The organism is Type-A symbiont of Plautia stali (genome assembly GCF_059731155.1).
In genome coordinates this window covers 3,634,646-3,659,192 of the sequence record NZ_AP035891.1, presented here as the reverse complement: position 1 = coordinate 3,659,192, position 24,547 = coordinate 3,634,646, and the positions used below count along the sequence as shown (strand labels likewise).

At 59.7% G+C, this 24,547-nt stretch carries 20 protein-coding genes, 4 tRNA genes and 2 pseudogenes; 20 read left to right on the top strand and 6 right to left on the bottom strand.

What is annotated here, in order from left to right; all coding sequences use genetic code 11:
- The first annotated feature begins 11 nt into the window (after positions 1 to 11).
- The 11 genes from rfbA to AC6I8M_RS19485 all read left to right on the top strand — a co-directional run bounded on the left by rfbA (position 12) and on the right by AC6I8M_RS19485 (position 7,738).
- Positions 12 to 893 (top strand): glucose-1-phosphate thymidylyltransferase RfbA, encoded by an 882-nt coding sequence (rfbA, locus tag AC6I8M_RS19535; protein ID WP_010617935.1) that lies wholly within the window; start codon positions 12 to 14, stop codon positions 891 to 893.
- On the top strand, positions 871 to 1,566 hold the full coding sequence (gene rffC / locus AC6I8M_RS19530; RefSeq protein WP_058948754.1) for a dTDP-4-amino-4,6-dideoxy-D-galactose acyltransferase: 696 nt from the start codon (positions 871 to 873) through the stop codon (positions 1,564 to 1,566). Before rfbA ends, rffC begins: the two co-directional genes overlap by 23 nt.
- Positions 1,566 to 2,696 carry a dTDP-4-amino-4,6-dideoxygalactose transaminase gene (gene rffA, locus AC6I8M_RS19525; protein WP_010617936.1) on the top strand — a complete coding sequence of 377 codons (1,131 nt, stop codon included), beginning with the start codon at positions 1,566 to 1,568 and terminating at the stop codon, positions 2,694 to 2,696. The genes rffC and rffA overlap by 1 nt, the downstream gene beginning before the upstream one ends.
- A complete protein-coding gene (gene wzxE, locus AC6I8M_RS19520; RefSeq protein WP_010617937.1) occupies positions 2,696 to 3,949 on the top strand; it encodes a lipid III flippase WzxE in 1,254 nt (417 codons plus the stop codon). The genes rffA and wzxE overlap by 1 nt, the downstream gene beginning before the upstream one ends.
- Positions 3,946 to 5,016 (top strand): TDP-N-acetylfucosamine:lipid II N-acetylfucosaminyltransferase, encoded by a 1,071-nt coding sequence (wecF, locus tag AC6I8M_RS19515; RefSeq protein ID WP_010617938.1) that lies wholly within the window; start codon positions 3,946 to 3,948, stop codon positions 5,014 to 5,016. The genes wzxE and wecF overlap by 4 nt, the downstream gene beginning before the upstream one ends.
- Positions 5,013 to 6,356, top strand: a complete 1,344-nt coding sequence (gene wzyE / locus AC6I8M_RS19510) for an ECA oligosaccharide polymerase (RefSeq protein WP_010617939.1) — start codon at positions 5,013 to 5,015, stop codon at positions 6,354 to 6,356. The genes wecF and wzyE overlap by 4 nt, the downstream gene beginning before the upstream one ends.
- A gap of 28 nt (positions 6,357 to 6,384) precedes the next feature.
- Positions 6,385 to 7,119, top strand: a complete 735-nt coding sequence (wecG, locus tag AC6I8M_RS19505) for a lipopolysaccharide N-acetylmannosaminouronosyltransferase (protein WP_010617940.1) — start codon at positions 6,385 to 6,387, stop codon at positions 7,117 to 7,119.
- Positions 7,120 to 7,278: 159 nt separating this feature from the next.
- A tRNA-Arg gene (locus AC6I8M_RS19500) sits at positions 7,279 to 7,355 on the top strand.
- Between the two features lie 91 nt (positions 7,356 to 7,446).
- Positions 7,447 to 7,522: transfer RNA gene (locus AC6I8M_RS19495), tRNA-His, on the top strand.
- Positions 7,523 to 7,538: 16 nt separating this feature from the next.
- Positions 7,539 to 7,622: transfer RNA gene (locus AC6I8M_RS19490), tRNA-Leu, on the top strand.
- 39 nt (positions 7,623 to 7,661) lie between these two features.
- Positions 7,662 to 7,738, top strand: a tRNA-Pro gene (locus AC6I8M_RS19485).
- 151 nt (positions 7,739 to 7,889) lie between these two features.
- On the opposite strand, the gene AC6I8M_RS19480 is transcribed toward AC6I8M_RS19485, so the two are convergent.
- The 5 genes from AC6I8M_RS19480 to hemC form a co-directional block, all read right to left on the bottom strand.
- Positions 7,890 to 8,081 (bottom strand): hypothetical protein, encoded by a 192-nt coding sequence (locus AC6I8M_RS19480; protein ID WP_010617078.1) that lies wholly within the window; start codon positions 8,079 to 8,081, stop codon positions 7,890 to 7,892.
- 285 nt (positions 8,082 to 8,366) lie between these two features.
- Complete coding sequence (gene hemY / locus AC6I8M_RS19475; protein WP_498013574.1) at positions 8,367 to 9,563, bottom strand: protoheme IX biogenesis protein HemY; 1,197 nt, start codon at positions 9,561 to 9,563, stop codon at positions 8,367 to 8,369.
- A 2-nt stretch (positions 9,564 to 9,565) separates the two neighbouring features.
- A complete protein-coding gene (gene hemX, locus AC6I8M_RS19470; RefSeq protein ID WP_010617080.1) occupies positions 9,566 to 10,696 on the bottom strand; it encodes a uroporphyrinogen-III C-methyltransferase in 1,131 nt (376 codons plus the stop codon).
- A 23-nt stretch (positions 10,697 to 10,719) separates the two neighbouring features.
- Entirely contained in the window at positions 10,720 to 11,460 is a 741-nt protein-coding gene (gene hemD / locus AC6I8M_RS19465; protein WP_010617081.1) for a uroporphyrinogen-III synthase, read from the bottom strand.
- A complete protein-coding gene (gene hemC, locus AC6I8M_RS19460) occupies positions 11,457 to 12,398 on the bottom strand; it encodes a hydroxymethylbilane synthase (RefSeq protein WP_010617082.1) in 942 nt (313 codons plus the stop codon). The genes hemD and hemC overlap by 4 nt, the downstream gene beginning before the upstream one ends.
- A 317-nt stretch (positions 12,399 to 12,715) precedes the next feature.
- Between hemC and AC6I8M_RS19455 the strand changes: the two genes are divergently transcribed.
- From AC6I8M_RS19455 to AC6I8M_RS19415, 9 genes and pseudogenes are all read left to right on the top strand, one after another.
- The gene (locus tag AC6I8M_RS19455; protein ID WP_010617083.1) at positions 12,716 to 15,274 is read left to right on the top strand and encodes a class I adenylate cyclase; all 2,559 of its coding nucleotides are present in this window, start codon (positions 12,716 to 12,718) and stop codon (positions 15,272 to 15,274) included.
- 125 nt (positions 15,275 to 15,399) lie between these two features.
- The gene (gene lptM, locus AC6I8M_RS19450) at positions 15,400 to 15,606 is read left to right on the top strand and encodes an LPS translocon maturation chaperone LptM (RefSeq protein WP_022548017.1); all 207 of its coding nucleotides are present in this window, start codon (positions 15,400 to 15,402) and stop codon (positions 15,604 to 15,606) included.
- Positions 15,607 to 15,635: 29 nt separating this feature from the next.
- Positions 15,636 to 16,460: a diaminopimelate epimerase gene (gene dapF, locus AC6I8M_RS19445; RefSeq protein ID WP_010617085.1), complete on the top strand. Its 825-nt coding sequence runs from the start codon at positions 15,636 to 15,638 to the stop codon at positions 16,458 to 16,460.
- A complete protein-coding gene (locus AC6I8M_RS19440) occupies positions 16,457 to 17,161 on the top strand; it encodes a DUF484 domain-containing protein (protein ID WP_010617086.1) in 705 nt (234 codons plus the stop codon). The genes dapF and AC6I8M_RS19440 overlap by 4 nt, the downstream gene beginning before the upstream one ends.
- Positions 17,158 to 18,069, top strand: a complete 912-nt coding sequence (xerC, locus tag AC6I8M_RS19435) for a tyrosine recombinase XerC (protein WP_498013573.1) — start codon at positions 17,158 to 17,160, stop codon at positions 18,067 to 18,069. Before AC6I8M_RS19440 ends, xerC begins: the two co-directional genes overlap by 4 nt.
- Complete coding sequence (gene yigB, locus AC6I8M_RS19430) at positions 18,066 to 18,782, top strand: 5-amino-6-(5-phospho-D-ribitylamino)uracil phosphatase YigB (RefSeq protein ID WP_010617088.1); 717 nt, start codon at positions 18,066 to 18,068, stop codon at positions 18,780 to 18,782. Before xerC ends, yigB begins: the two co-directional genes overlap by 4 nt.
- A 173-nt stretch (positions 18,783 to 18,955) precedes the next feature.
- A complete protein-coding gene (uvrD, locus tag AC6I8M_RS19425; RefSeq protein ID WP_010617089.1) occupies positions 18,956 to 21,118 on the top strand; it encodes a DNA helicase II in 2,163 nt (720 codons plus the stop codon).
- Positions 21,119 to 21,439: 321 nt separating this feature from the next.
- Positions 21,440 to 22,393: a magnesium/cobalt transporter CorA gene (gene corA, locus AC6I8M_RS19420; RefSeq protein WP_010617090.1), complete on the top strand. Its 954-nt coding sequence runs from the start codon at positions 21,440 to 21,442 to the stop codon at positions 22,391 to 22,393.
- A 231-nt stretch (positions 22,394 to 22,624) separates the two neighbouring features.
- Positions 22,625 to 23,676: pseudogene (locus tag AC6I8M_RS19415) on the top strand (AbrB family transcriptional regulator).
- On the opposite strand, the pseudogene rarD reads toward AC6I8M_RS19415, so the two are convergent.
- Positions 23,647 to 24,547, bottom strand: a pseudogene (gene rarD / locus AC6I8M_RS19410) (EamA family transporter RarD). The pseudogenes AC6I8M_RS19415 and rarD overlap by 30 nt on opposite strands.

Below are 24,547 nucleotides of genomic sequence, written 5' to 3'. Positions count from 1 at the left end.
GAGGAGCAACGATGAAAGGTATCATCTTAGCCGGTGGCTCGGGAACGCGCCTGCACCCGATAACCCGGGCGATATCCAAGCAGCTGCTGCCGGTGTACGACAAACCGATGATCTACTATCCGCTGTCGGTGCTGATGCTGGCGGGGATTCGCGACATTCTTATTATTACCACGCCGGACGATCGCGCCCATTTTGAGCGGCTGCTGGGGGATGGCAGTGAATTTGGCCTGCAGCTGCAGTATGCCGAGCAGCCGAGCCCGGATGGCCTGGCGCAGGCCTTTATCATCGGTGAATCCTTTATTGGCGACGACAGCTGTTGTCTGGTGCTGGGCGACAATCTCTACTTCGGCCAGGGCTTCAGTCCGAAACTGAAAAAGGTTGCCGCACGCAGCCGCGGCGCCACGGTCTTTGCCTATCAGGTCATGGATCCGGAGCGTTTTGGCGTGGTGGAGTTTGACGACGACTTCAACGCGCTGTCGATTGAGGAGAAGCCGCAGCAGCCGAAATCGCGCTGGACAGTCACCGGCCTCTACTTTTACGATAACCGCGTGGTGGAGTTTGCGAAGCAGGTGCAGCCTTCGGCGCGCGGCGAGCTGGAAATCACCGCCATCAACCAGATGTATCTGGAGCAGGGCGAACTGGCGGTGGAGCTGCTGGGGCGCGGCTTTGCCTGGCTGGACACCGGCACCCACGACAGCCTGATTGAGGCCAGCGTGTTCGTGCAAACAGTGGAGAAACGCCAAGGCTTTAAAATTGCCTGCATCGAAGAGATTGCCTGGCGCAACGGCTGGCTGAGCGATGAGCAGCTGCTGGCAGCCGCTCAGGCGTTGACCAAAACCGGCTACGGCCAGTATTTACTGGATATTCTGCATGCCCGTCCGCGTCAGTATTGATCCCCTCGCGTGGGAGAGCGACTTCTTCCACTGCGCCACGGCGCGGCTGACGCTGGACGGCGATGTGCCGCTGGCCGAGGCGCTACAGCAGCCTTACACGCTGTGGCAGGTTAAGGTGCCGGCGCAGGCCAGCGCGGCGATAGATGCGCTGAGCCAGCACGGTTTTCAGCTGGTGGAAGGCGAAACGGATCTGGCGATCAATATCAAACGCACCGAACGGCAGACCGGCGTGTGCATCGCGCGCGAAGCGCAGATCCCGCAGCTGCGCGCGGCAGCGGCCCAGGCGTTTAGCCAGAGCCGTTTTCGTGCCCCCTGGTTTGACGCTGAAGACAGCGGCCGCTTCTACGCACAGTGGATTGAGAACGCGGTGCGCGGCACTTTTGATCACCAGTGTCTGATCGCCTGCGACGAGCAGGGTGCGCTGCAGGGTTTCGTCTCAATGCGCGAAGTCGCCGGTGACGCGCGTATCGGTCTGCTCGCGGTGCTGCCGGCGGCGCAGGGCAACGGCGTCGGTCAGCGTTTGCTGCTGGCGGCAGCCGACTGGGGCCGGGTGCGCCAGCTCGAGCGTCTGCGGGTCGCAACCCAGCTCAGCAATCTTACGGCGATGCGCCTCTATTTACGCAGCGGTGCCCGGCTGGAAAGCACCGCCTACTGGTTTTACAGGAAAGCCTGATGATCCCATTTAACGCGCCCCCAGTTGTGGGCACCGAAGTTGACTATATGCAGTCGGCGATGGCCAGCGGCAAGCTGTGCGGCGACGGCGGCTTTACCCGGCGCTGTCAGCAGTGGATGGAGCAGCACTTTGGCAGCAAAAAAGTGCTGCTGACGCCCTCGTGCACCGCTTCGCTGGAGATGGCCGCGCTGCTGATCGATATCCAGCCCGGCGATGAAGTGATCATGCCGAGCTACACCTTTGTCTCCACCGCCAACGCCTTCGTGCTGCGCGGCGCCACCATTGTGTTCGTCGACGTGCGTCCGGATACGCTGAATATTGACGAAACGCAGATTGAAGCGGCAATCACGCCGAAAACGCGCGCCATCGTGCCGGTGCACTACGCGGGCGTGGCGTGCGAGATGGATACCATCATGGCGCTGGCGGCGAAGCATCAGCTGTATGTGATTGAAGATGCGGCGCAGGGCGTGATGTCGCAGTACAAAGGGCGCGCGCTGGGCACCATCGGCCATATTGGCTGCTTCAGCTTCCATGAGACGAAAAACTACACCGCCGGCGGTGAAGGCGGCGCTACGCTGATCAACGAGGCGAAACTGATCGAGCGTGCGGAGATCATCCGCGAAAAAGGCACCAACCGCAGCCAGTTCTTCCGCGGACAGGTGGATAAATATACCTGGCGCGATATTGGTTCCAGCTACCTGATGGCGGATTTGCAGGCGGCTTATCTGTGGGCACAGCTGGAAGCGGCGGAACGCATCAACCAGCAGCGTCTGCGCCTGTGGCAAAACTATTACGACGCGCTGCAGCCGCTGGCGGCCAGCGGGCGCATTGCGTTACCGGCGGTGCCGGCCAGCTGCCGTCACAACGCCCACATGTTTTATCTCAAATTGCGCGACGGCGAGGATCGCCAGGCGCTGATTAACTGGATGAAGGAAGCGGAGATCCTCACCGTGTTCCACTATATCCCGCTGCACTCCTCGCCGGCCGGCACGCGCTTTGGCCGCTTCCACGGCACGGATGCGTTCACTACGCGCGAGAGCGAGCGGCTGCTGCGGCTGCCGCTGTTCTACAATCTGTCGGACAACAATCAGCGTACGGTGATCAGTTCGCTGCTGAGCTTCTTTGCCTGATGTCGTTAGCCAGAGCCTCAGTGTGGACCGCCTCGTCCACGCTGGTAAAAATTGTCGCTGGCCTGCTGGTGGTGAAACTGCTGGCAGTAAGCTTCGGCCCCGAGGGCGTCGGCCAGGCGGGTAACTTTCGCCAGCTGATTACCGTGCTCGGCGTGCTGGCCGGCGCGGGTATCTTCAACGGCGTAACCACCTATGTCGCGCAGTTCCGCCAGCAGCCGGTGCAGCTGCGCGCCTTGACCGGCACCGCGTCGGCAATGGTGCTGGGGTTTTCCACGCTGCTGGCGCTGCTGTTTCTGCTGGCGGCGGAGCCCATCAGCCGGGCGCTGTTTGGCCACGCCGCCTGGCAAAACGTGGTGCGCATCGTCGCCTTTTTGCAGCTGGGCATTGCCTGGGCCAACCTGACGCTGGCGCTGCTGAAAGGTTTTCGCGATGCGCGCGGTAACGCGCTGGCGCTGATCGCCGGCAGCCTGATCGGCGTGATGGGTTATGTGCTGTGCTGGTGGCTGGGGGGCTACGCCGGTGCGCTGGTCGGGCTGGCGCTGGTGCCGGCGCTGCTGGTCGGGCCGGCGCTGTGGATGCTGCGACGCCACCGCGAGGAACTGCCGCTGCGCTGGCTGATGCCGCAGTGGCAGCCGGCGCTGGCGCGTAATCTGGCCAAATTTACCCTGATGGCACTGATTACGGCCGTGACCCTGCCGGTGGCTTGGGTGATGATGCGTAATCTGCTGGCGCAGCAGCAGGGCTGGGCGCAGGTCGGGCTGTGGCAGGGCGTCACCAGCATCTCCGATGCGTATCTGCAATTTATCACCGCCACGTTCAGCGTCTGGCTGCTGCCGACGCTGGCGCGGCTGGAGCATAAAGCCGACATCGCGCGGGAAATTGGCCGCGCGCTGCGCTTTGTGCTGCCGGCGGTAGCGGCGGCCAGCTTTTGCGTCTGGCTGCTGCGCGATGTCGCCATCTGGCTGTTGTTTTCCCCGCAGTTCAGCGCCATGCGCGATCTTTTTGTCTGGCAGTTGTGCGGTGACGTTTTTAAAGTAGGCGCCTATGTTTTCGGATACTTGGTGATCGCCAAAGCCTCACTGCGCTTTTATATTCTCACGGAAATCAGCCAGTTTGTGCTGCTGACCGCCTTTGCGCACTGGCTGATCCCACTGCACGGAACGGCGGGAGCGGCGCAGGCTTATATGGCGACCTACGTGCTCTACTTTGCCCTTTGTTGTGGCGCTTTCTTGATTTATTGCCGGAAAAAATGACGCTATTTCACGTGCTGGGCTCCGATATCCCGCATCACAATCACACGCTGCTGCGCTTCTTTAACGACGTTATGAGCGTTGAATCGCCAGCCGACGCGCCGCGTCAGTTTATGGTGGTATCGGCCGCGCCGGATACCCTGCTGGCCTATCCTCAGCTGCAGATCGACGTGTATCCCAGCAAGCGCGCGCTGGCGCAGGCGGTGATCGCACGCGCCGCCGATCGCCGTCAGCGCTTCTTCTTTCACGGCCAGTTCAATCCGCGCCTGTGGCTGGCGCTGCTCAGCGGCAAGCTGCGGCGACAGCAGGCGTTCTGGCACGTCTGGGGCGCCGATCTCTACGAAGAGGGCGCCGGGCTGAAGTACCGCCTGTTTTATCTGCTGCGGCGTATCGCGCAGGGGCGCATGGCGCAGGTGTTTGCCACGCGCGGCGATCTGCACTTTTTCCAGCAGCGCCATCCGCGCGTGCCCACTTCGCTGCTCTATTTTCCAACGCGCATGCCGGAGGCCGCGATACCCGCACCTGCCGCCAGCGACAGCTTTACCATTCTGCTCGGCAACTCGGGCGATCGCAGCAACCGGCACATTGAGGGATTGCAGGCGATTCGCCGCCAGTTTGGTGAACAGGTTAACGTGGTGATCCCGCTCGGTTATCCGGCCAGTAACTATGAGTACATCGATGAGATTGATGCCGCCGCACAGCGCCTGTTTCCGCGCGGCCAGGTGACCCTGCTGCGCGACCGCATCGACTTCACTGCCTATCTGCAATTGCTGAGTCGCTGTCAGCTCGGTTATTTTATGTTTGAGCGTCAGCAGGGCATCGGTACGTTGTGCCTGCTGATTCAGGCCGGTATTCCGTTTGTGGTTAACCGTAAGAATCCGTTCTGGCGTGACCTGAGCGAGCAGGGGCTGCCGGTGTTATTTAGCGCTGATGCGCTGGATCGCACGCGCGTGGCGGAGGCGCAGCGTCAGCTGGCGCAGTGCGATCGTTCCGCTATCGCCTTTTTTGCCCCAGGCTATCTGGCGGGATGGCGCCACGCGCTGGCGGAGAGTGAAAGGGAGTCAACATGAGCCTGCTGCAGTTTAGTGGTCTGCTGGTGGTGTATCTGTTTTCGCTGGGCTTCATTCTGACGCTGACCTGGCGCGAATTTAAACGGGTGCGTTTTAATTTCCACCTGTTCTTTACCCTGCTGTTTTTACTGACCTTTTACTTTGGCTTTCCGCTGACCAGCGTGCTGGTATTCCGCTTTAACGTCAGCGTGGTGCCGGCAGACTATCTGCTGCAGGCGCTGCTGGCCGCCACCAGTTTCTACGCCATCTATTACGTCAGCTACAAAGTGCGGCTGCGGCCTGTGCAGGCGGAGTCGCGCAAACCCTGGCTGACGATGAACCGGGTGGAAACCCATCTGACCTGCCTGCTGCTGGCGCTGGTGGCGGTGGGAACCGTCACGGTGTTCTTTACGCGTAACGACCTGCTGCTGTTCCGGCTGTCGGCCTACAACCAGATCTTTTCCTGCGAAGTTTCCGGCGTGGCGCTCAAGCGTTTCTTCTACTTCTTCATTCCGGCGATGCTGATCCGCTATTTCCTTAATCCTACCCAGCGCCAGTGGCTGCTGTTTTTGCTGATCACTGTGGCGTTTGGTCTGCTGACCTATGCGCTGGTGGGCGGTACGCGCGCCAATATCATCATCGCCTTTGCGCTGTTCCTGTTCATCGGCATTACGCGCGGCTGGATTACGCTATGGATGCTGGTGGGCGCCGGCGTGATGGCGATTGGCGGCATGTTCTGGCTGGCGCTGCGTCGTTACAATCTGGACGTGGTGGGTGATGAAGCGTTTTACACGTTTCTCTATCTGACGCGTGACACCTTTTCGCCGTGGGAAAACCTTGCGCTGCTGCTGCAGAATTACGATAAAATCGATTTTCAGGGGCTGGCACCGATATGGCGTGATTTCTACGTGTCTATCCCTGGCTGGCTGTGGTCGGATCGGCCATCGATGGTGCTCAACAGCGCCAACTATTTCACCTGGGAAGTGCTGAATAATCACTCCGGGCTGGCGATTTCGCCCACGTTGCTCGGTTCGCTGCTGATCATGGGCGGCGCAGGCTTTATTCCCCTTGGGGCGATAGCGGTCGGGCTGTTGATGAAAGGGTTTGATTCTCTCTACCAGCAGGGGCGCGAAGCAGGCAACCGCTACAGCGGTGCCATTTTGCAAAGCTTCTGCTTTGGCGCGGTGTTCAATATGATCGTGCTGGCGCGCGAAGGGCTGGATGCATTCGGCTCGCGCGTGGTGTTCTTTTGCCTGATTTTCGCCGCCTGCGTTGGGCTGGCGAAGTTACTTTTCTGGCTGTTAGCGCGTGCCGGGCTGATTCGCCCGCACGCGGAGCCAGTTTTATCGCGCTCTGCTTAACCTCCGGGCCTGACGGGAAATACCGACCATGGAAACCGATCATCCGCGTTATACCCTGCGCGGCATCGATTTACACGCTTTCGCTGATATGGCGAGCTTTCTTCACTTCCTGCTGCCGGACGGGAAGCCGCGCAGCTGCACGCTGGTGGCGATCAACGCCGAAAAGATGCTGACGCTGGAAGAGGATGCCCAGCTGCGCGCGCTGATCGCCGCAGCGGAGATCAAGTACCCGGACGGCATCAGCATTGTGCGTTCGCTGCGTAAAAAATACCCGCAGCTGACGGTGAACCGCATCGCCGGCGCCGATCTGTGGGAAGCGCTGATGGAACAGGCGGGCCGCAGCGGTATTCCGGTGTTTTTAATCGGCGGGCGTGAGCAGGTGCTGCAGGAAACCTGCGATAAATTACGCCGTCAGTGGAACGTCAACATCGTGGGCAGCCAGAACGGCTATTTCGCCCCTGCAGAGCGCGAGGCGCTATTTGCGCGCATTGCAGCCAGCGGCGCGCAGATTGTGACCGTGGCGCAGGGATCGCCGCGCCAGGAGCTGCTGATGCGCGACTGCCGTGAATACTGGCCGCACGCGCTGTATATGGGCGTCGGCGGCACCTATGACGTCTTTACTGGCAACGTCACGCGTGCGCCGCGCATCTGGCAACAATTAGGGCTGGAGTGGCTATATCGCCTGATACGCCAGCCATCACGCTGGCGCCGTCAGTTAAAACTGCTGAAATATTTACGCTATCACTGGCGCGGCGATCTGTAACGCGGCAGGAATAGTGCTGTAATTACGGCAGGTTAAGCAGGCAAATTGCGTTATTTATCGACGGAATGCACAAAGCGTAAGCAAACGCGATTTTTTTATGAAAAAGCACTGGACAGCTTGGAGTCAAATACGTAGGATGCCCATCCGCAACGGCGCTACGCGCCCGTAGCTCAGCGGGATAGAGCGCTGCCCTCCGGAGGCAGAGGTCTCAGGTTCGAATCCTGTCGGGCGCGCCATTTAGTTTGTGCGCAAGAGCTTCGGTGGTTGGTTTAACCGCGTTATGCAGTGCATTGAGTAATGCGGTTACGCTTACGCACCAGAATTATGGTGGCTATAGCTCAGTTGGTAGAGCCCTGGATTGTGATTCCAGTTGTCGTGGGTTCGAGTCCCATTAGCCACCCCAGATTTTGCTGGGACATGCGAAGGTGGCGAAATTGGTAGACGCGCTAGCTTCAGGTGTTAGTGTTCTTACGGACGTGAGGGTTCAAGTCCTTCTCTTCGCACTAGGCAAAACAAGTAAGCAGTAACAGGCAGTACAAAATCGGCGAGTAGCGCAGCTTGGTAGCGCAACTGGTTTGGGACCAGTGGGTCGGAGGTTCGAATCCTCTCTCGCCGACCATATTCGAAAAGCCCGCTTTGCAAAAAGCGGGCTTTTTTCGTTCGTAGTAAAAGAGGATAAGAACCTCCGCAGGAGGTTTTGAGCCGGGCGCAGCGAAGGAAGAGTCGTCGAGGGAGCTGTCGCTATTGCGCGACATGTAACATTTTGATTTTTAACAGCCTTGCCTTTCCTTGCACAACTTGTCGCTCATCAGAGCCTGTTTTAGGCTGGTGTGTCGCATATTCCCGACGTTGCCCTCGCGGCCTGTCCCTGCTGCCTGGCTAACTGACTGATATAAAATAACTTCCTGTAATTCATGCCATTCTGGCACGCTTTGTGCAATAATCCCTGCGTAGATGCTCATTCCACCTCTTATGTTTGCGGATGCAACATAAACCTAGGAATGATGCAGAGCCCCTTACGGTATCCGTTGTCCAGCTGGCAGTAACGTGCACGCGCTACTGCAGTAAGAAGGACATTACGTTGAGTCGGATACCATCAGTTGTCTTACCTACCTGATGTTACACCTGCTTCTGGCAGGTGTTTTTTTATCTGCCGTTCACGGATTGATGCCGTATTCCCTGCACGCTCTTTCAGGCAAAAAAAAGCCGGGACTGGCCCGGCGTGCACAAAAATAACAACAGTAAAATCAGGCGCCAGGATTGTTCTTCAGCGTCAGTAACAGACCTTCGCGACGCATTTTAGCCGCGTCTTCCGGACGATGCAGGCGATCGTAAACGTCCGCCAGCCAGGCGTAGTCAAAGCCATCCGGACGCTGTGCCAGCGCCTGCTGGAAGGCTTCTGCGGCCTGCTGCCATTCACCGTGACGCATCAGAAGCTGGCCGAGCGTGCTGTGCAACAGCGGCGTGGCACCGTGCTGCTTAATTTGCTGACGCAGCGCTTTCTCCAGTGCCTGCGGATCACCGCTTTTGATACGCGGCATCAGCAGCACCAGCCGATCGTCATACTGACGCTTCAGCCCTTCCAGCACGATGCTTTGCGCTGTGTCCGGGTCGTCGCACTCGATCAAATGCTCAGCCATCGCCACCTGCAGTGCGGTCTCCTGGCGGGTTTTGCGACTCTGGTTCTGCCACCATTTTTTCAGGCCTTCGCTGCCCTGATCGGCCATGGCCTGATTCATCAGACCCAGCCACGCCTGCTGCTGCAGCGCGTTACGCTGGTTCTCATCGTTAATCTGCGCCTTCTGCATGGAGGGCAGGATATCCAGCAGTGCGCCCCAGGCGCCGGTGCGGATATAAGCCTGCTCCGCCAGACGCAGCACTTCCGGATGGCGCGGGGCCACTTCCAGCAGGCGATCGATACCGTGACGCGCGGCGTGATCTTCGTTACGCGCCAGCTGCAGGCGCACGCGGGTGATCTCAACCGGAATGGTATCGTTCTCGGAGAGCTCAGCGGCGCGCTCCAGATGCTGGTTAGCACGGATTTCATCGCCGCGCTGCTGCGCCGCTTCTGCCGCCAGCAGATAGTTCGCCACCGGCTGATCGGCGTGATCGGCATTCTTAGACAGCAGCTTTTCTACGTGACGATAATCGCCTTCCGCCAGCTTCATCAGCGCGCTTTGCGTGTGACGCTGGGCGCTGCGACGTTTACGCCCGGTGAACCAGTCGCGGGTGCGGGCGCCGGTGCGGAACAGGCGAGGCAGAATCCACTCGACCAGCAGAATCACCAGCAGGCTGAGAATCAGGATGATGGCCAGACCGGTGACGCTGGTCTCAATGTTCCAGTTATCGGTCTGGATCAGCACGTAGCCCTGATGGCCGGCAACCATCGGCCCCAGCACAATGCCGGCAATCAGCAGCAGGAAAAGCACCAATACTTTCAGCATGGTTAGCCTCCCTGTTGATCAGCCGCAGCCGATGGCTGCGCCAGCAGATTGCGCACGCGTGTTTGCATCAGTTTTTCCAGCAGCGCCTGGCTCTCAAGCGTGTCCGGCACGTCCATTGAAATACTCTGCTGACTCAGCTCGTCGAGTTGGGCGAGGAAGGCTTTGGTCGCCGCATCGTTAGTGTCGTACCAGGCACGCACCCAGGTGGATACCGCATCGATGGACTGTTTGTAGATCTCATCCTGATGGCGCGGCACCGCCTGCGCGGCAATCAGCAGACGCGAACGGATGTTTTCGCGCAGATAAACATCCTGATTCGGCGCCAGCAGCGGCTGCGCGGTGTTATCGCGGCGGCGGATGGTGATGAAATCATCCATGAAGTTGTGCCAGCTCTTCACAAGATTCTGACGCCACTCGTGCAGCGAGCGGGAGAGCTCACCGCTGTCGGCATCCATCGGCGATTCATCGCTGTCGTTATCGGCCAGACGCAGATTATCCACGCCGTTCGACAACTGGTTCAGCTTGAGGATGATGCCGTCGTAGTCCACCTGGCTGACCGCCGCCAGTGAACTGATATCCTGGGTCAGCGCGCGGCGCACGTTCATGATGCTGGGATCATTCATCTCCGCCAGGCTGATGTCCGCGCTTTTCAGCAGCGCTGCCGCGGTGGTGACGTCCTGATCGCTCCACAGTTTGCGACCCGCCAGTTTGACAAGGTAGTCGGCCTGCGCCAGCAGCCAGGTGCGGGTATCGTTGCCGGAAATGGTGGCCACTTTTTCACGCAGCGTCTCCAGCTCTTTGGCGCTGTTATCCTGCTGGCTGCGCGCTTCCTGCAGCGCGGTGTTGGCGTCCGCCAGCTGCTGCGAGAGCTGTTGTTTATCGCTGCCCAGTTGCTGCTGCAGGGCGCTCAGCTGCTCGCTCAGGTTCTGGTTAGTCTGAGCCTGTAAGTCGGCCTGGTGTTTCCCATTCAGGTAAAGTCCCGCGCCAATCGCCAGTGCAATGACAATTGCCACCGCGCTCAGCACCTTGCCGTCGCTCTTTTTCGCACGAGGCTGCTGGCTGGCTGGCGTCGGGGAAGTGTCCGCAGGGGTGGTTTCTTCAACCATGGCGGAGGAGTCTTTTTGTTCCGTCATTGTGGCTCATCCCAATGTTAAGTTCAGCGTAACGCACGCAGCAGCGCGTCGTTATCCGCACCATCGGCTACCTCAATCTCCTGCCAGCCTAATTCGGCGGCCTGGGTAGCCAAACGTTCACTGACGACCAGTAGTCGACAGTGCAGCAGCCATTCCCGCCGATCGATTGGCGGAAACAGCGCAAACAGTTGTTGTAACATTTCACCGCTGGTCACCACCAGCGTGGTGATACCGCGATCGCGCCAGCGACGGCCTTCAATCGCGCCGTCGTACTGCTTTTCACAGCGCTGATAGCACTCACAGTATTGCACGTCCGCGCCGCGGGCGATCAGCGTCTCCGCCAGCAGCTCACGGCCCGGACTGCCGCGCAGAATCAGCGCACGCTTGCCGCTGACCTGCTGCAGGCGATTCAGCCGCACCAGCTCTTCGCTGGTTTCCCGCGCATGCGGATAGTCAACTTTCAGATTACTGACGGTGTGCAGCGCCAGCGCGGTGCTGTGACCAATGGCATAATAGTCGAGAAATGCCGGCCACGCGCTGCGCTGCTGCTGTAAAGCTGGCTGGGCAAAGTGCACCACCTGCTGCGACAGCAGAAATACCAGTTCACCGGGCTGCAGGGCGGCCAGCTTTAGCGGCAGTTGGGGGAGATCGCGACCCGGCGTGAATTCAATCAGCGGATACGACCACGCCAGTTTGCCTTGGCTGCGCAGGCGTGCGACCAGTTCGCTGGCGGCGGGTTCCGGACGGGTCACGAGGATAGTCATGCGGGCGGCTGTCCCTGATAAACTTCACGCAGAATGTCGCGCGCGCCGCCGTCCAGCAGCTCTTCGGCCAGCGAGATCCCCATCTGTTCGGCCTGTTCACGCGGGCCGCGGCGTTCGCCCACCACCATCTGACTGCCATCCGGCGCACCGACCAGGCCGCGTAGCCACAGCTGATCGTCTTCCAGCACTGCAAAACTGCCGATCGGCACCTGACAGCCGCCTTCGAGACGGGTATTCATGGCGCGCTCGGCGCGAACGCAGACTGCTGTGTCGCTGTGGTTCAGCGCCTGCAGCAGCGTAATTAACGGCTGATCGTCGAGGCGGCACTCAATGCCGACCGCGCCCTGGCCCACCGCCGGCAGGGAAAACTCCGCCGGTAGCGCCTGGCGAATGCGATCTTCCAGTCCAAGGCGTTTCAGCCCGGCGGCAGCAAGAATGATGGCGTCATACTCGCCAGCGTCCAGTTTGCTGAGACGCGTACCGACGTTACCGCGCAGCGAGTGGATCACTAGATCCGGGCGCCGTGCGCTGATCTGGCACTGGCGACGCAGGCTGGACGTGCCGACCACTGCGCCCTGCGGCAGCGCGTCGATCGAGGAATAATGATTAGAGACGAACGCGTCGCGCGGATCTTCGCGCTCGCAGATGGTCACTAGTCCCAGACCGTCGGGAAAATCGACCGGCACATCTTTCATGGAATGCACCGCCATATCGGCACGGTTTTCCAGCATCGCCAGCTCAAGCTCTTTGACAAACAGTCCTTTGCCACCCACTTTCGCCAGCGGCGTATCAAGGATGACATCACCTTTGGTGACCATCGGCATCAGCTCAACCTGCAAGCCGGGATGCGCAGCCATCAGGCGCTGTTGGACATATTGTGCCTGCCATAAGGCAAGCGGGCTTTGCCTGGTAGCAATTCTGAAAATTTTGTTTAACATGCTGTTAACCATTTTGGTCGTTTATCGATTATCCTATCATTGATAGGGGAATGCTGTCAGTTTCAACGGATTGACTAGGCTGCAATCTCAGACCGGAGCCCGCTTTTTACGGCGTCAGATTCTGAGGCTGGAGTCTGAAAATGCAGGGCTACGTTTGGAACGTGCTAAACTGTCAGGTAGCGCAACTTTCTTTACGGTCAATCTTCTAGGTGTTAGATTGATCACGTTTCCAGCTATAATTTGCCCGACATCTTTATTATTAAGCGGCAGATTTTGGAAACAGGGTGCTTAACACTGGGACAATCAGGCGAAACGTCTTGTACCTCTACATTGAGACACTGAAACAGAGACTGGATGCGATAAACCAGCTGCGTGTAGATCGCGCACTGGCTGCCATGGGACCTGCTTTCCAGCACGTCTATAGTCTGCTGCCAACATTACTGCATTATCATGATCCGCTGATACCGGGTTACCTTGAAGGTAACGTTCCCCATGGCGTCAGCTTCTTTGCGCCTGATGAAAACCAGCAGCAGCTGCTGCAACAGTTAGCGGGCGACCATCCGCTCGACCTCAGCAGCGCGGTGAAGGGTGAACTGCCTATCACCGGCATCTACTCGATGGGCAGCACCTCGTCCGTCGGCCAGAACAGCGTCTCCGATCTCGACATCTGGGTATGCCATCAGTCATGGCTGGATAACGAAGAGCGTCTCAATCTGCAGCGCAAGTGCACCCTCCTGCAAAAATGGTGTGTGTCGCTGGGTGTGGAAGTCAGCTTCTTCCTGATCGACGAAAACCGTTTCCGCCACAATGAGAGCGGCAGCCTCGGCGGTGAGGACTGCGGTTCTACCCAACATATTTTACTGCTGGATGAGTTCTACCGTACCGCCGTGCGCATGGCGGGCAAACGCATTCTGTGGAACATGGTGCCTAGCGAAGAAGAACATCGCTACGACGATTACGTGATGTCGCTCTATTCACAGGGCGTGCTGACGCCGAATGAGTGGCTGGATCTCGGCGGTCTCGGCACGCTGTCGGCTGAAGAGTATTTCGGTGCCAGCCTGTGGCAGCTGTATAAAAGTATCGATTCGCCGTACAAAGCGGTGCTGAAAACCCTGCTGCTGGAAGCTTACAGCTGGGAATACCCGAACACGCAGCTGCTGGCGATGGATATCAAACAGCGGCTGCACGACGGCGAAATTGTCTGCTTCGGTCTGGATCCCTACTGCATGATGCTGGAGCGCGTAACGCGCTACCTGACCAGCGTCGATGACACCGCACGCCTCGACCTGGTGCGCCGCTGTTTCTACCTCAAAGTGTGCGAAAAACTCTCCAGCGAGGAGCAGCATCCGCGCGCGGGCTGGCGGCGTGAAATCCTGTCGCAGCTGGTGAAAGAGTGGTGCTGGGACGATGAGAAGCTGGCGGTGCTGGATAATCGCGCGCAGTGGAAAATCGAACGGGTGCGCGAGGCGCACAACGAGCTGCTGGATGCGATGATGCAGAGCTATCGCAACCTGATCCGTTTTGCCCGTCGCAACAATTTAAGCGTAAGCGCCAGCCCGCAGGACATCGGCGTGCTGACGCGTAAATTGTACGCCGCGTTTGAAGCGCTGCCGGGCAAAGTCACGCTGGTGAACCCGCAAATCTCGCCCGATCTGTCGGAAGAGAACCTGACCTTTATTCATGTGCCGGCCGGGCGCGCCAACCGTGCCGGCTGGTATCTGTATAACCAGTCGCCGGACATGAGCTCAATCATCAGCCATCAGCCGCTGGAATATAACCGCTATCTCAACAAGTTAGTGGCATGGGCGTGGTTTAACGGACTGCTGACGCGCAAAACCCGTCTGCACATCAAGGGCAACGAGTTCTGCGATCTGCCGCGTCTGCAGGAGCTGGTCAACGATGTGTCCAGCCACTTCCCGCTGCGTCTGCCCGCGCCGACGCCGAAAGCGCTCTACAGCCCGTGCGAAATCCGGCATCTGGCGATCATCGTTAACCTCGAACACGATCCGACCTCGGCGTTCCGCAATCAGGTGGTGCACTTCGACTTCCGCAAGCTGGATGTGTTTAGCTTTGGTCAGCAGCAGCAGTGCCTGATCGGCAGCATCGATCTGCTGTACCGCAACTCGTGGAACGAAGTGCGTACGCTGCACTTCAGCGGCGAGCAGGCGATGATTGAAGCGCTGAAAACCATTCTGGGCAAAATGCATCAGGACGCCGCACCGCCGGACACGGTAGAAGTATTCTGCTACAGCCAGCATCTGCGCGGCCTGATTCGTACCCGCGTGCAGCAGCTGGTGTCGGAATGCATTGAGCTGCGCCTGTCGAGCACGTGTCAGGAGCCAGGCCGCTTTAAAGCGCTGCGCATGGCCGGTCAGACCTGGGGCCTGTTTTTCGAGCGCATGAGCGTCTCAGTGCAGAAGCTGGAAAACGCGGTCGAGTTTTACGGCGCGATTTCCAACAACAAGCTGCACGGTTTGTCGATCAAAGTTGAATCGAACCAGACGCAGCTACCGCCGGTGGTCAACGGCTACGCCAGCGAAGGCATCATTCAGTTCTTCTTTGAAGACACCAGTGACGATCGCGGCTTCAACATCTATATCCTGGATGAAAGCAACCGGGTGGAGGTGTATCACCATTGCGAAGGCAGCAAAGAGGAGCTGGTGCGTGACGTCAGCCGCTTCTATTCGTCGTCGCACGATCGCTTTACCTACGGCTCCAGCTTTATCAATTTCAACCTGCCGCAGTTCTATCAGATTGTGCACGCCGGCGATCGCTTCCAGGTGATTCCGTTCCGCAGCCAGACGCTGACGCAGCTGTGCGCCACCCAGCCGGACAACGACAACGGCGACTTCCAGCCGCGCTACCAGATGCACTAAAGCCGCTGCGCTGCACGCAGTGGCTTGCCCCCGTTTCTGAACCTTCTGCCGGATATTTCCTGTTGCTTTTACAACGTCAACTGCGATGATAAGCAGCTGGGATTTGGATAAAAAGAGCAGACAGAATGATACGAGTGATGAGCCAGCTGGGTATGGCGCTGGCACTGGTCAGCCTGGTAGGCTGTGGCCTGAAAGGACCGCTGTATTTCCCGCCCAACGATCGGCCGCAACAGAAAAATCAGCCGGTGACTGAGCAGCAGCAGAAAGCGGCACAGGATGCGGATACCAGCGGCCTGGTCACCAGCAAACCGGCTGGCGTGCAGGCGAATTAAACCCGATGAGTCATCCGGCGGAGCAGAAAATGCAGTTCTCGAAAATGCACGGTCTCGGTAACGACTTTATGGTCGTCGATGCCGTGACGCAAAACGTCTTTTTTTCGCCGGAACTGATTCGCCGCCTGGCGGATCGGCATCTGGGGATCGGCTTCGATCAGTTGCTGATCGTCGAACCACCTTACGATCCGGATCTCGATTTCCACTACCGCATCTTCAACGCTGACGGCAGCGAAGTGGCGCAGTGCGGCAACGGCGCGCGCTGTTTTGCCCGCTTTGTTCGCCTCAAAGGGCTGACCAATAAAAGCGACATTCGCGTCAGCACCCAGACCGGCCGCATGGTACTGAGCGTCACCAGCGATGAGCTGGTACGCGTTAACATGGGCGAGCCCAACTTTGACCCTCAGCAGGTGCCGCTGCGTGCTAACAAGGCGGAAAATCTGTATCTGCAGCGCGTGGCCGAGCAGACCGTGATGTTTGGCGCGGTATCAATGGGCAATCCACACTGCGTGATTCAGGTTGAAAGCGTGAAAACTGCCGCGGTGGAGACGCTCGGTCCGGCGCTGGAGAGCCATGAGCGCTTTCCCGAGCGCGTGAACGTCGGCTTTATGGAAGTGGTCAATCCGGAACACATCCGTCTGCGCGTGTATGAACGCGGCGCGGGCGAAACCCAGGCGTGCGGCAGCGGCGCCTGCGCCGCAGTGGCCTGCGGCATTCAGCAGGGCATTCTGGCGGTGAAAGTGCGCGTCGATCTGCCCGGCGGCACGCTGCATATCGCCTGGAAAGGGGCCGGTCAGCCGCTGTTTATGACCGGGCCAGCCACACACGTCTATGATGGGTTTATTCATCTATGAAAAATATCGAAGAGCAGATCGACAGCGCGGTTTTGCTGGACGATCAGGCGGTGAGCGCCTGGCTGCGTCACAACCCCGATTTCTTTATTCGCAATGCGCGCCAGGTTGAGCAAATGATGGTGCCGCATCCGGTGCGCGGCAGCGTATCGCTGGTGGAGTGGCATATGGCGCGTCAGCGCAACCACATCCAGCAGCTGGAAGAAGAGATCACGCTGCTGATGGAGCAGGCAACCGCCAATCATCAGCTGTTCGATCGCCTGCTGGCGTTGCAGAGCCATCTCGCGGCGGCCGATAGCCTGCAGGAGATGCTGACGCGCCTGCACCGCTGGGCGCGCGAGCTTGGCCTGGCGGGCGCCAATGTGCGGCTGTTCAGCGACCGCTGGCGCATCGGTGCACCCTCCGATTTCACCCAGCTTGGTCTGTCACACCAGGCGTTTGAGCCGCTGCGCATCCAGCGCTTTGGTCAGCAGCATCACTACCTTGGCAGCCTGAACGGACCGGAGCTGCTGCTGCTGCTGCCGCAGGCGAAAGCCGTAGGATCGGTGGCGATGTCGCTGATGGGCGAGCAGGGCGATCTCGGCGTACTGATCTTCAGCAGCCGCGACAACCAGCACTATCAGGCGGGCATGGGCACGCTGCTGCTACAGCATCTGGCACAAATGCTGCCCGACCTGCTGTCTCGCTGGGTTGAGCGCGCATGAGCAGCGCCAGCCCGCTGTTGCCGGCCGTTGAGGGCTTTCTGCGCTATCTGAAAGTCGAACGCCAGCTCAGCCCGCTGACGCAAAAAAATTATCAGCGCCAGCTGCAGGCGCTTATCGCCATGGCGGATGACATGCACATTACCGCGTGGTCGCAGCTGGAACCGGCTCAGGTGCGCAGTCTGGCGGCGCGCAGCCGGCGCGGCGGTCTCGGTGCCAGTAGCCTGGCCCTGCGCATGTCGGCGCTGCGCAGCTTTCTCGACTGGCAGGTCAGTCAGGGCATGCTGAGCGCCAATCCGGCGAAAGGCATCGCCACGCCGCGCAACGCACGGCATCTGCCAAAAAATATGGATGTCGACGAAGTCAGCCAGCTGCTAGAGATCGACCTCGACGATCCGCTGGCGGTGCGCGACCGCGCCATGCTGGAAACCATGTACGGCGGCGGTTTACGTCTCGCTGAGCTGGTGGGCATCGACTGTCGTCATCTGGACCTGGAGAGCGGCGAAGTCTGGGTGCGGGGCAAAGGCAGCAAAGAGCGCCGCGTGCCGATTGGCGGCACCGCCGTCACTTGGCTGCAGCACTGGCTGCCGCTACGCAACAGCTTCGCGCCGCAGGATGATGCGGTTTTTGTGTCGACGCGCGGCAGCCGTATTTCGGCGCGCAATGTGCAGAAACGCTTTGCCGAATGGGGCATTAAGCAGGGCGTCGCCAGCCATATCCACCCGCATAAGCTGCGCCACTCGTTTGCTACCCATCTGCTGGAATCGAGCGGCGATCTGCGCGCGGTGCAGGAGTTGCTCGGCCACGTCAACCTCTCGACCACGCAAATCTATACCCACCTGGATTTCCAGCATCTGGCGTCGGTGTACGATGCGGCGCACCCGCGTGCCAAACGAGGAAAGTCTGAATGAAGTTTTATCGCCCGCTGGGCCCGATCAAAGCCATCACCTTCGATCTCGACGATACGCTGTATGACAACTATCCGGTGATCCGCAAAACCACGGCGGAATCGCACGCTGCGCTGCAGGCCTATCACCCGGCGCTGCGTGAGTTTAAGCCTGAAGATTATCAGGCGCTGCGCGATGAACTGCTGCTGCGTGAACCGGAAATTTATCACGATGTCTCTGAGTGGCGTCGCCGCTCGGTAGAGCTGGCGCTGCTCAACGCCGGACTGCCGGCCGCGCAAGCCAGCGCAGGTGCCCGCGACGTGATGAGCGTGTTTCATCAGTGGCGCAGTGCGGTGGAGATGCCAGAAGAGACGCATCAGACGCTGGCTTGGCTCGGCGAACGCGTGCCGCTGGTGGCGATCACCAATGGCAACGCCGACCCGCAAAAGCTCGGCATTGATCACTACTTTCAGTTCGCGCTGCGCGCCGGTCCGCACGGCCGCGCCAAGCCGTGGCAGGATATGTACCATCTGGCCGCCGAACGATTGGGCATTGCGCCGCAGCATATTCTGCACGTCGGCGATGACCTGACCACCGACGTCGCCGGTGCGCTGCGCGCCGGTCTGCAGGCGTGCTGGATCAACCTGCGTGACGGCAATCTGATGAAGATTGATGACGCGCGCCTGCTGCCACACGTGGAAATTCATCAGTTGGCATCGCTGACCTCGCTGCTATAATGGCTGTAAATTTATCCAGTCGTATTCTGTATTCTGCAACGCGCGGCCGTGTAGGCTGTGTGTCAACAACCTGATCGCTTAGCTGATTACGCCCTCGCAGATATCTGCCCTTGCCGCCTGGCGGCAACGCGAACGATGCAGGATACACATCCTACTTGCTTAAAACGGTGCTTATGGACGTTTCCGATCTGCTTAACGGCTTGAATGACAAACAGCGCGAAGCGGTCGCCGCGCCGCGCAGCAATCTGCTGGTGCTGGCCGGAGCAGGCAGCGGTAAAACCCGCGTGCTGGTGCATCGCATCGCCTGGCTGTTGTCGGTAGAGAACTGCTCGCCTTACTCGATCATGGCGGTGACCTTCACCAACAAGGCGGCGGCAGAGATGCGCCACCGTATCGACCAGCTGATCGGTACCAGCCAGGGCGGCATGTGGATTGGTACCTTCCACGGCCTGGCGCACCGTTTACTGCGCGCGCACCACCTGGATGCCGGGCTGCCGCAGGATTTCCAGATCCTCGACAGCGAAGATCAGCTGCGTCTGCTCAAGCGCCTGATCAAAGCCATGAACCTCGACGAGAAACAGTGGCCGGCGCGTCAGGGCATGTGGTACATCAACGGCAAAAAGGATGAAGGGCTGCGGCCTAAGCACATCGAAAGCTACGGCAATCCGGTGGAGCAGACGTGGCTGCGTATCTATCAGGCGTACCAGGAAGCCTGCGATCGCGCCGGACTGGTGGATTTCGCTGAACTGCTGCTGCGGGCGCATGAGCTGTGGCTCAACAAGCCGCAGATTCTCAATCACTACCGTGAGCGCTTCAGCAATATTCTGGTGGACGAATTCCAGGACACCAACAACATTCAGTACGCGTGGATTCGCATGCTGGCAGGCGACAGCGGCCGGGTCATCATCGTTGGCGATGACGATCAGTCCATTTACGGCTGGCGCGGCGCGCAGGTGGAGAACATCCAGCGTTTCCTGCAGGATTTCCTTGGCGCGGAGACCATCCGTCTTGAGCAGAACTATCGCTCCACCAATAACATTCTGAAAGCAGCCAACGCCCTGATTGCCAACAACAATGGCCGTCTGGGGAAAGAGCTGTGGACCGACGGCAGCGACGGCGAAAAGATTTCGCTGTATTGCGCGTTCAACGAGCTGGATGAAGCGCGCTTTGCCGTCAATCGCATCAAAACCTGGCATGAAAACGGCAACGCGCTGCAGGATTGCGCCATTCTCTACCGCAGCAATGCCCAGTCGCGCGTGCTGGAAGAGGCGCTGCTGCAGGGCAGCATACCGTACCGCATTTACGGCGGCATGCGCTTCTTCGAGCGCCAGGAGATCAAAGATGCGCTGGCCTATCTGCGGCTGCTGGCCAACCGCAATGACGATGCGGCATTCGAGCGCGTGGTCAACACGCCGGTGCGCGGCGTTGGCGATCGCACGCTTGACGTGGTGCGCCAGACCGCGCGTGAGCAGCAGCTGACGCTGTGGCAGGCCACGCGCGCACTACTGCAATCCAAAGCGCTGGCCGGCCGTGCCGCCTCGGCGCTGCAGCGCTTCTGCGAGCTGGTTGATGCGCTGGCGACGGAAACCGCTGAGCTGCCGCTGCACGTACAGACCGATCGGGTGATTAAAGACTCCGGCCTGTGGCTGATGTATGAGCAGGAAAAGGGCGAAAAAGGCCAGGCGCGTATCGAAAACTTAGAGGAACTGGTCACCGCCACGCGCCAGTTCAGCTACCAGGACGAAGACGAAGATCTGATGCCGCTGCAGGCGTTTCTGTCGCACGCGGCGCTGGAAGCCGGTGAAGGCCAGGCGGACAAGTGGCAGGATGCGGTGCAGTTGATGACGCTGCACTCGGCGAAAGGGCTGGAGTTCAGCCAGGTGTTTATCGTCGGCATGGAAGAGGGCATGTTCCCAAGCCAGATGTCGCTGGACGAAGGCGGCCGTCTCGAGGAGGAGCGTCGCCTGGCGTATGTCGGCGTGACGCGCGCGATGGAGAAGCTGACGCTGACCTACGCTGAAACCCGCCGCCTTTATGGTAAAGAAGTGTATCATCGGCCGTCGCGTTTCATTGGTGAACTGCCGGAAGAGTGCGTGGAAGAGGTGCGGCTGCGCGCCAGCGTGAGCCGGCCGGTGAGCCATCAGCGCATGGGCACGCCGGTGGCGAAGAGCGACAGCGGCTTCGCGCTCGGGCAGCGCGTGCGCCACGCTAAGTTCGGCGAAGGCACCATCATCAATCTGGAAGGCAGCGGCGAGCACAGCCGTCTGCAGGTGGCCTTCCAGGGCCAGGGCATCAAGTGGCTGGTGGCGGCTTACGTCCGGCTGGAAACCGTGTAGCGCGGTTGCGCTACCTTGACGACTTTTTCGTCTCAGCGTAACATGCGCGCACTATTATCATGAGAGGACAATGCCTTGGACGCGCCCAGTCGATGCTGGCTCTATACCCTGGTTAACAGGGACAATTTCTAAGGCTACCTCTTTAACGCGGGTAGCCTTAGCGGTTATTAGCGACCTCCCTTTTTGATCCCGTCGCACGAGTCAGCACTGATTTACCCTTGAAGCGAAAGTTTCCGCGTTCAGGCTTTGCCGTGCCCGTGGTGCCAGCAGCACTGCGGTTCACCGCCTTGTCCCATGTCGTCTGCAATGGGGAGTATTGCTATGCTGAGCGCATTTAAACTGGAGCGCGATCGCCTGACGCGCATCGAGCTGGAAGACAACAACGACAAACTCAACACCTCGGTGTGGGTCGATCTGATCGAGCCGGACGACAGCGAGCGTGAGCGCGTGCAGTCGGAACTGGGGCAGAGCTTGGCAACGCGCCCCGAGCTGGAGGACATTGAGGCCTCGGCACGTTTCTTCGAGGACGAAGACGGCCTGCACATCCACTCCTTTTTCTTTTTTGAAGATGCTGAAGATCACGCCGGCAACTCCACCGTGGCGTTTACCATCCGCGAAGATCGTCTGTACACACTGCGCGAGCGTGAGCTGCCGGCGTTCCGCCTGTACCGCATGCGCGCGCGCAATCAGCAGCTGACCGACGGCAACGCCTACGAGCTGCTGCTCGATCTGTTCGAAACTAAAATCGAGCAGCTGGCGGATGAGATCGAGAACATCTATAGCGCGCTGGAAAAACTCAGTCGCGTGATCATGGAAGGGCAGCAGGGCGAAGAGTACGACGACGCGCTGTCGCGCCTAGCGGAGCTGGAGGATATCGGCTGGAAAGTGCGTCTGTGTCTGATGGATACCCAGCGTGCGCTGAACTTCCTGGTGCGTAAAGCGCGGCTGCCGGGCAATCAGCTGGAGCAGGCGCGCGAGATCCTGCGCGACATCGAATCGCTGCTGCCGCACAACGAATCGCTGTTCCAGAAGGTTAACTTCCTGATGCAGGCGGCGATGGGCTTTATTAACATCGAGCAGAACCGCATCATCAAAATCTTCTCGGTGGTGTCCGTGGTGTTCCTGCCGCCGACGCTGGTGGCCTCCAGCTACGGCATGAACTTTGAGTTTATGCCGGAGCTGAAGTGGAGCTTTGGTTATCCCGGTGCGATTGGCCTGATGATTCTTGCCGGGCTGGCGCCGTATCTCTATTTCAAACGGAAGAACTGGCTGTAATCGCACAGCATTGCATCATCGCACAAAACCGTAGCGGCGCGATTCATCGCGCTTTGTCTAACGGATGCTCAGCACATTGCGCCGTGGCATTCGCGTCATTAATACGCAATCCTGAGCGCAATAAATTGCGCCGCTACAATAGCGTGCGGTCCTTTGCCAGCGCCTTACCCCTGACGCGCCAGCTCTAATCTGCTAACCTGTTGCCTCAACTCAATTTCTGATTTCCACCTTATGGCGCGTTTCTCTTTGCGGCAGCAGTGGGCGCTGCTGCTGACGGCTTCGCTGGTGCTGGACTGCCTGCTGCAGCTATTACACCTGCCGGCCGCACTGCTGCTCGGTCCGATGATTGTCGGTACCATTATGGGTCTGAGCGGCGCAACCGTGCGCATCGACAAACGGCTGTTCGTGCTGGCGCAGGCGGTGCTGGGCTGCATGATCGGCCAGAGCCTGTCGCCAGCAATCCTCTCGCCGCTCCTCGATGACTGGCCGGTGGTGCTGGCGGTGCTGCTGCTGACGCTGGCGGCCAGCGGGCTGTTCGGTTTTCTGCTGGTGCGCTTTAGCTCGCTGCCGGGCCCGACCGGCGCGTGGGGATCGTCGCCGGGCGGTGCGTCCGCAATGGTGGCGATGGCGGGCGATTCGGCGCCGACGTGCGGCTGGTGGCGTTTATGCAATATCTGCGCGTACTGTTTGTTGCCACCGCGGCGGCCGTGGTGGCCCGCATCGGCCTCGGCAGCAGCGGGGCTGCGGCCCATATCGTCTGGCTGCCGCCGCTGCACAGTGGCTTCGCGCTGACGCTGCTGGTGATGGTGGCGGGTGCGTGGCTGGGGCAGAAGCTGCGTATCCCGTCCGGCGCGCTGCTGCTGCCGGCGCTGATGGGTGCCACGCTGCACGGAACGGGGGTCGCGACGCTGCAGGTGCCGGAGTGGCTGCTGGCACTGGCCTATGCGCTGATCGGCTGGAGCGTTGGCCTGCGCTTTACCCGCCCGATCTTTTTGCTGGCGCTGCGCACGCTGCCGCAAATGGTCGCCTCGATTATCGGCCTGATGCTGCTGTGCGGGGGGCTGGCGTGTATGCTGACGCGCGTGCTGCACGTCGATCTGATGACCGCTTATCTGGCAACCAGCCCGGGCGGGCTGGATACGGTGGCGATTATTGCTGCTGGCAGCCGGGTCGATATCGCGTTTGTCATGGCGCTACAGACGCTGCGTCTGTTTACCATTCTGCTCACCGGCCCGGCGATGGCCCGTTTTATCTCACGCTATGCGCACGCGCGTGCGGGCTGAAAACAGCAGCGCGTCCAGAATGAAGATCGCCAGCGCCAGCCAGATGAAGCCGAAGGTCACCATTTTATCCGGCGTCAGGCTCTCACCGTAAAACAGTACCGCCAGCAGGAACATCAGCGTCGGCCCCAGATACTGAAAGAAACCGACCGTCGACAGGCGCAGGCGCGCGCAGGCGGCGGCAAACAGCATCAGCGGAATGGTGGTAATGATGCCGGCGGCGATCAGCTTGAGGTTCAGGCTGAGCGGATTGGCGCTGAGGTGGCTGGTGGCGCTGTCAGCAAAGCCAAACAGATAGATGGCCGCCAGCGGGAACAGCCACGCTGGTTTCAATCAGCATGCCGCTCTGTGCATCAACCTGAATCTTCTTGCGCACCAGCCCGTACAGCGCGAAGCTCAGCGCCAGACCGAGGCCGATGATCGGCAGCGAACCGAACTGCCACAGCTGCACCAGCACGCCGGTGGCCGCCAGCAGCACCGCCAGCCACTGCAGACGGCGGAAGCGCTCGCGCAGAAACAGCATGCCAAACACCACGTTAATCAGTGGGTTGATGAAGTAGCCAAGGCTGGCCTCCAGCATATGCTGATTATTCACCGCCTAGATAAACAGCAGCCAGTTGCCGCCGATGGTCAGTGCGGTCAGCGCCAGCAGCAGCACTTTTTTCGGCTGGGCCAGCACGCTGCGCACCTGACGCCAGCTGCGGCTCAGGGTAATCAGCCCCAGCATAAACAGGGCCGACCAAATCACGCGGTGGGTCATAATTTCTGTCGGTGGCACTTCTTTGACCAGCTTGAAATAGGCCGGTGCGATGCCCCAGATAAAGTAAGCGCCCAGCGCATAAAAAATGCCCTGACGCGTTTGTTGCGTATCCAT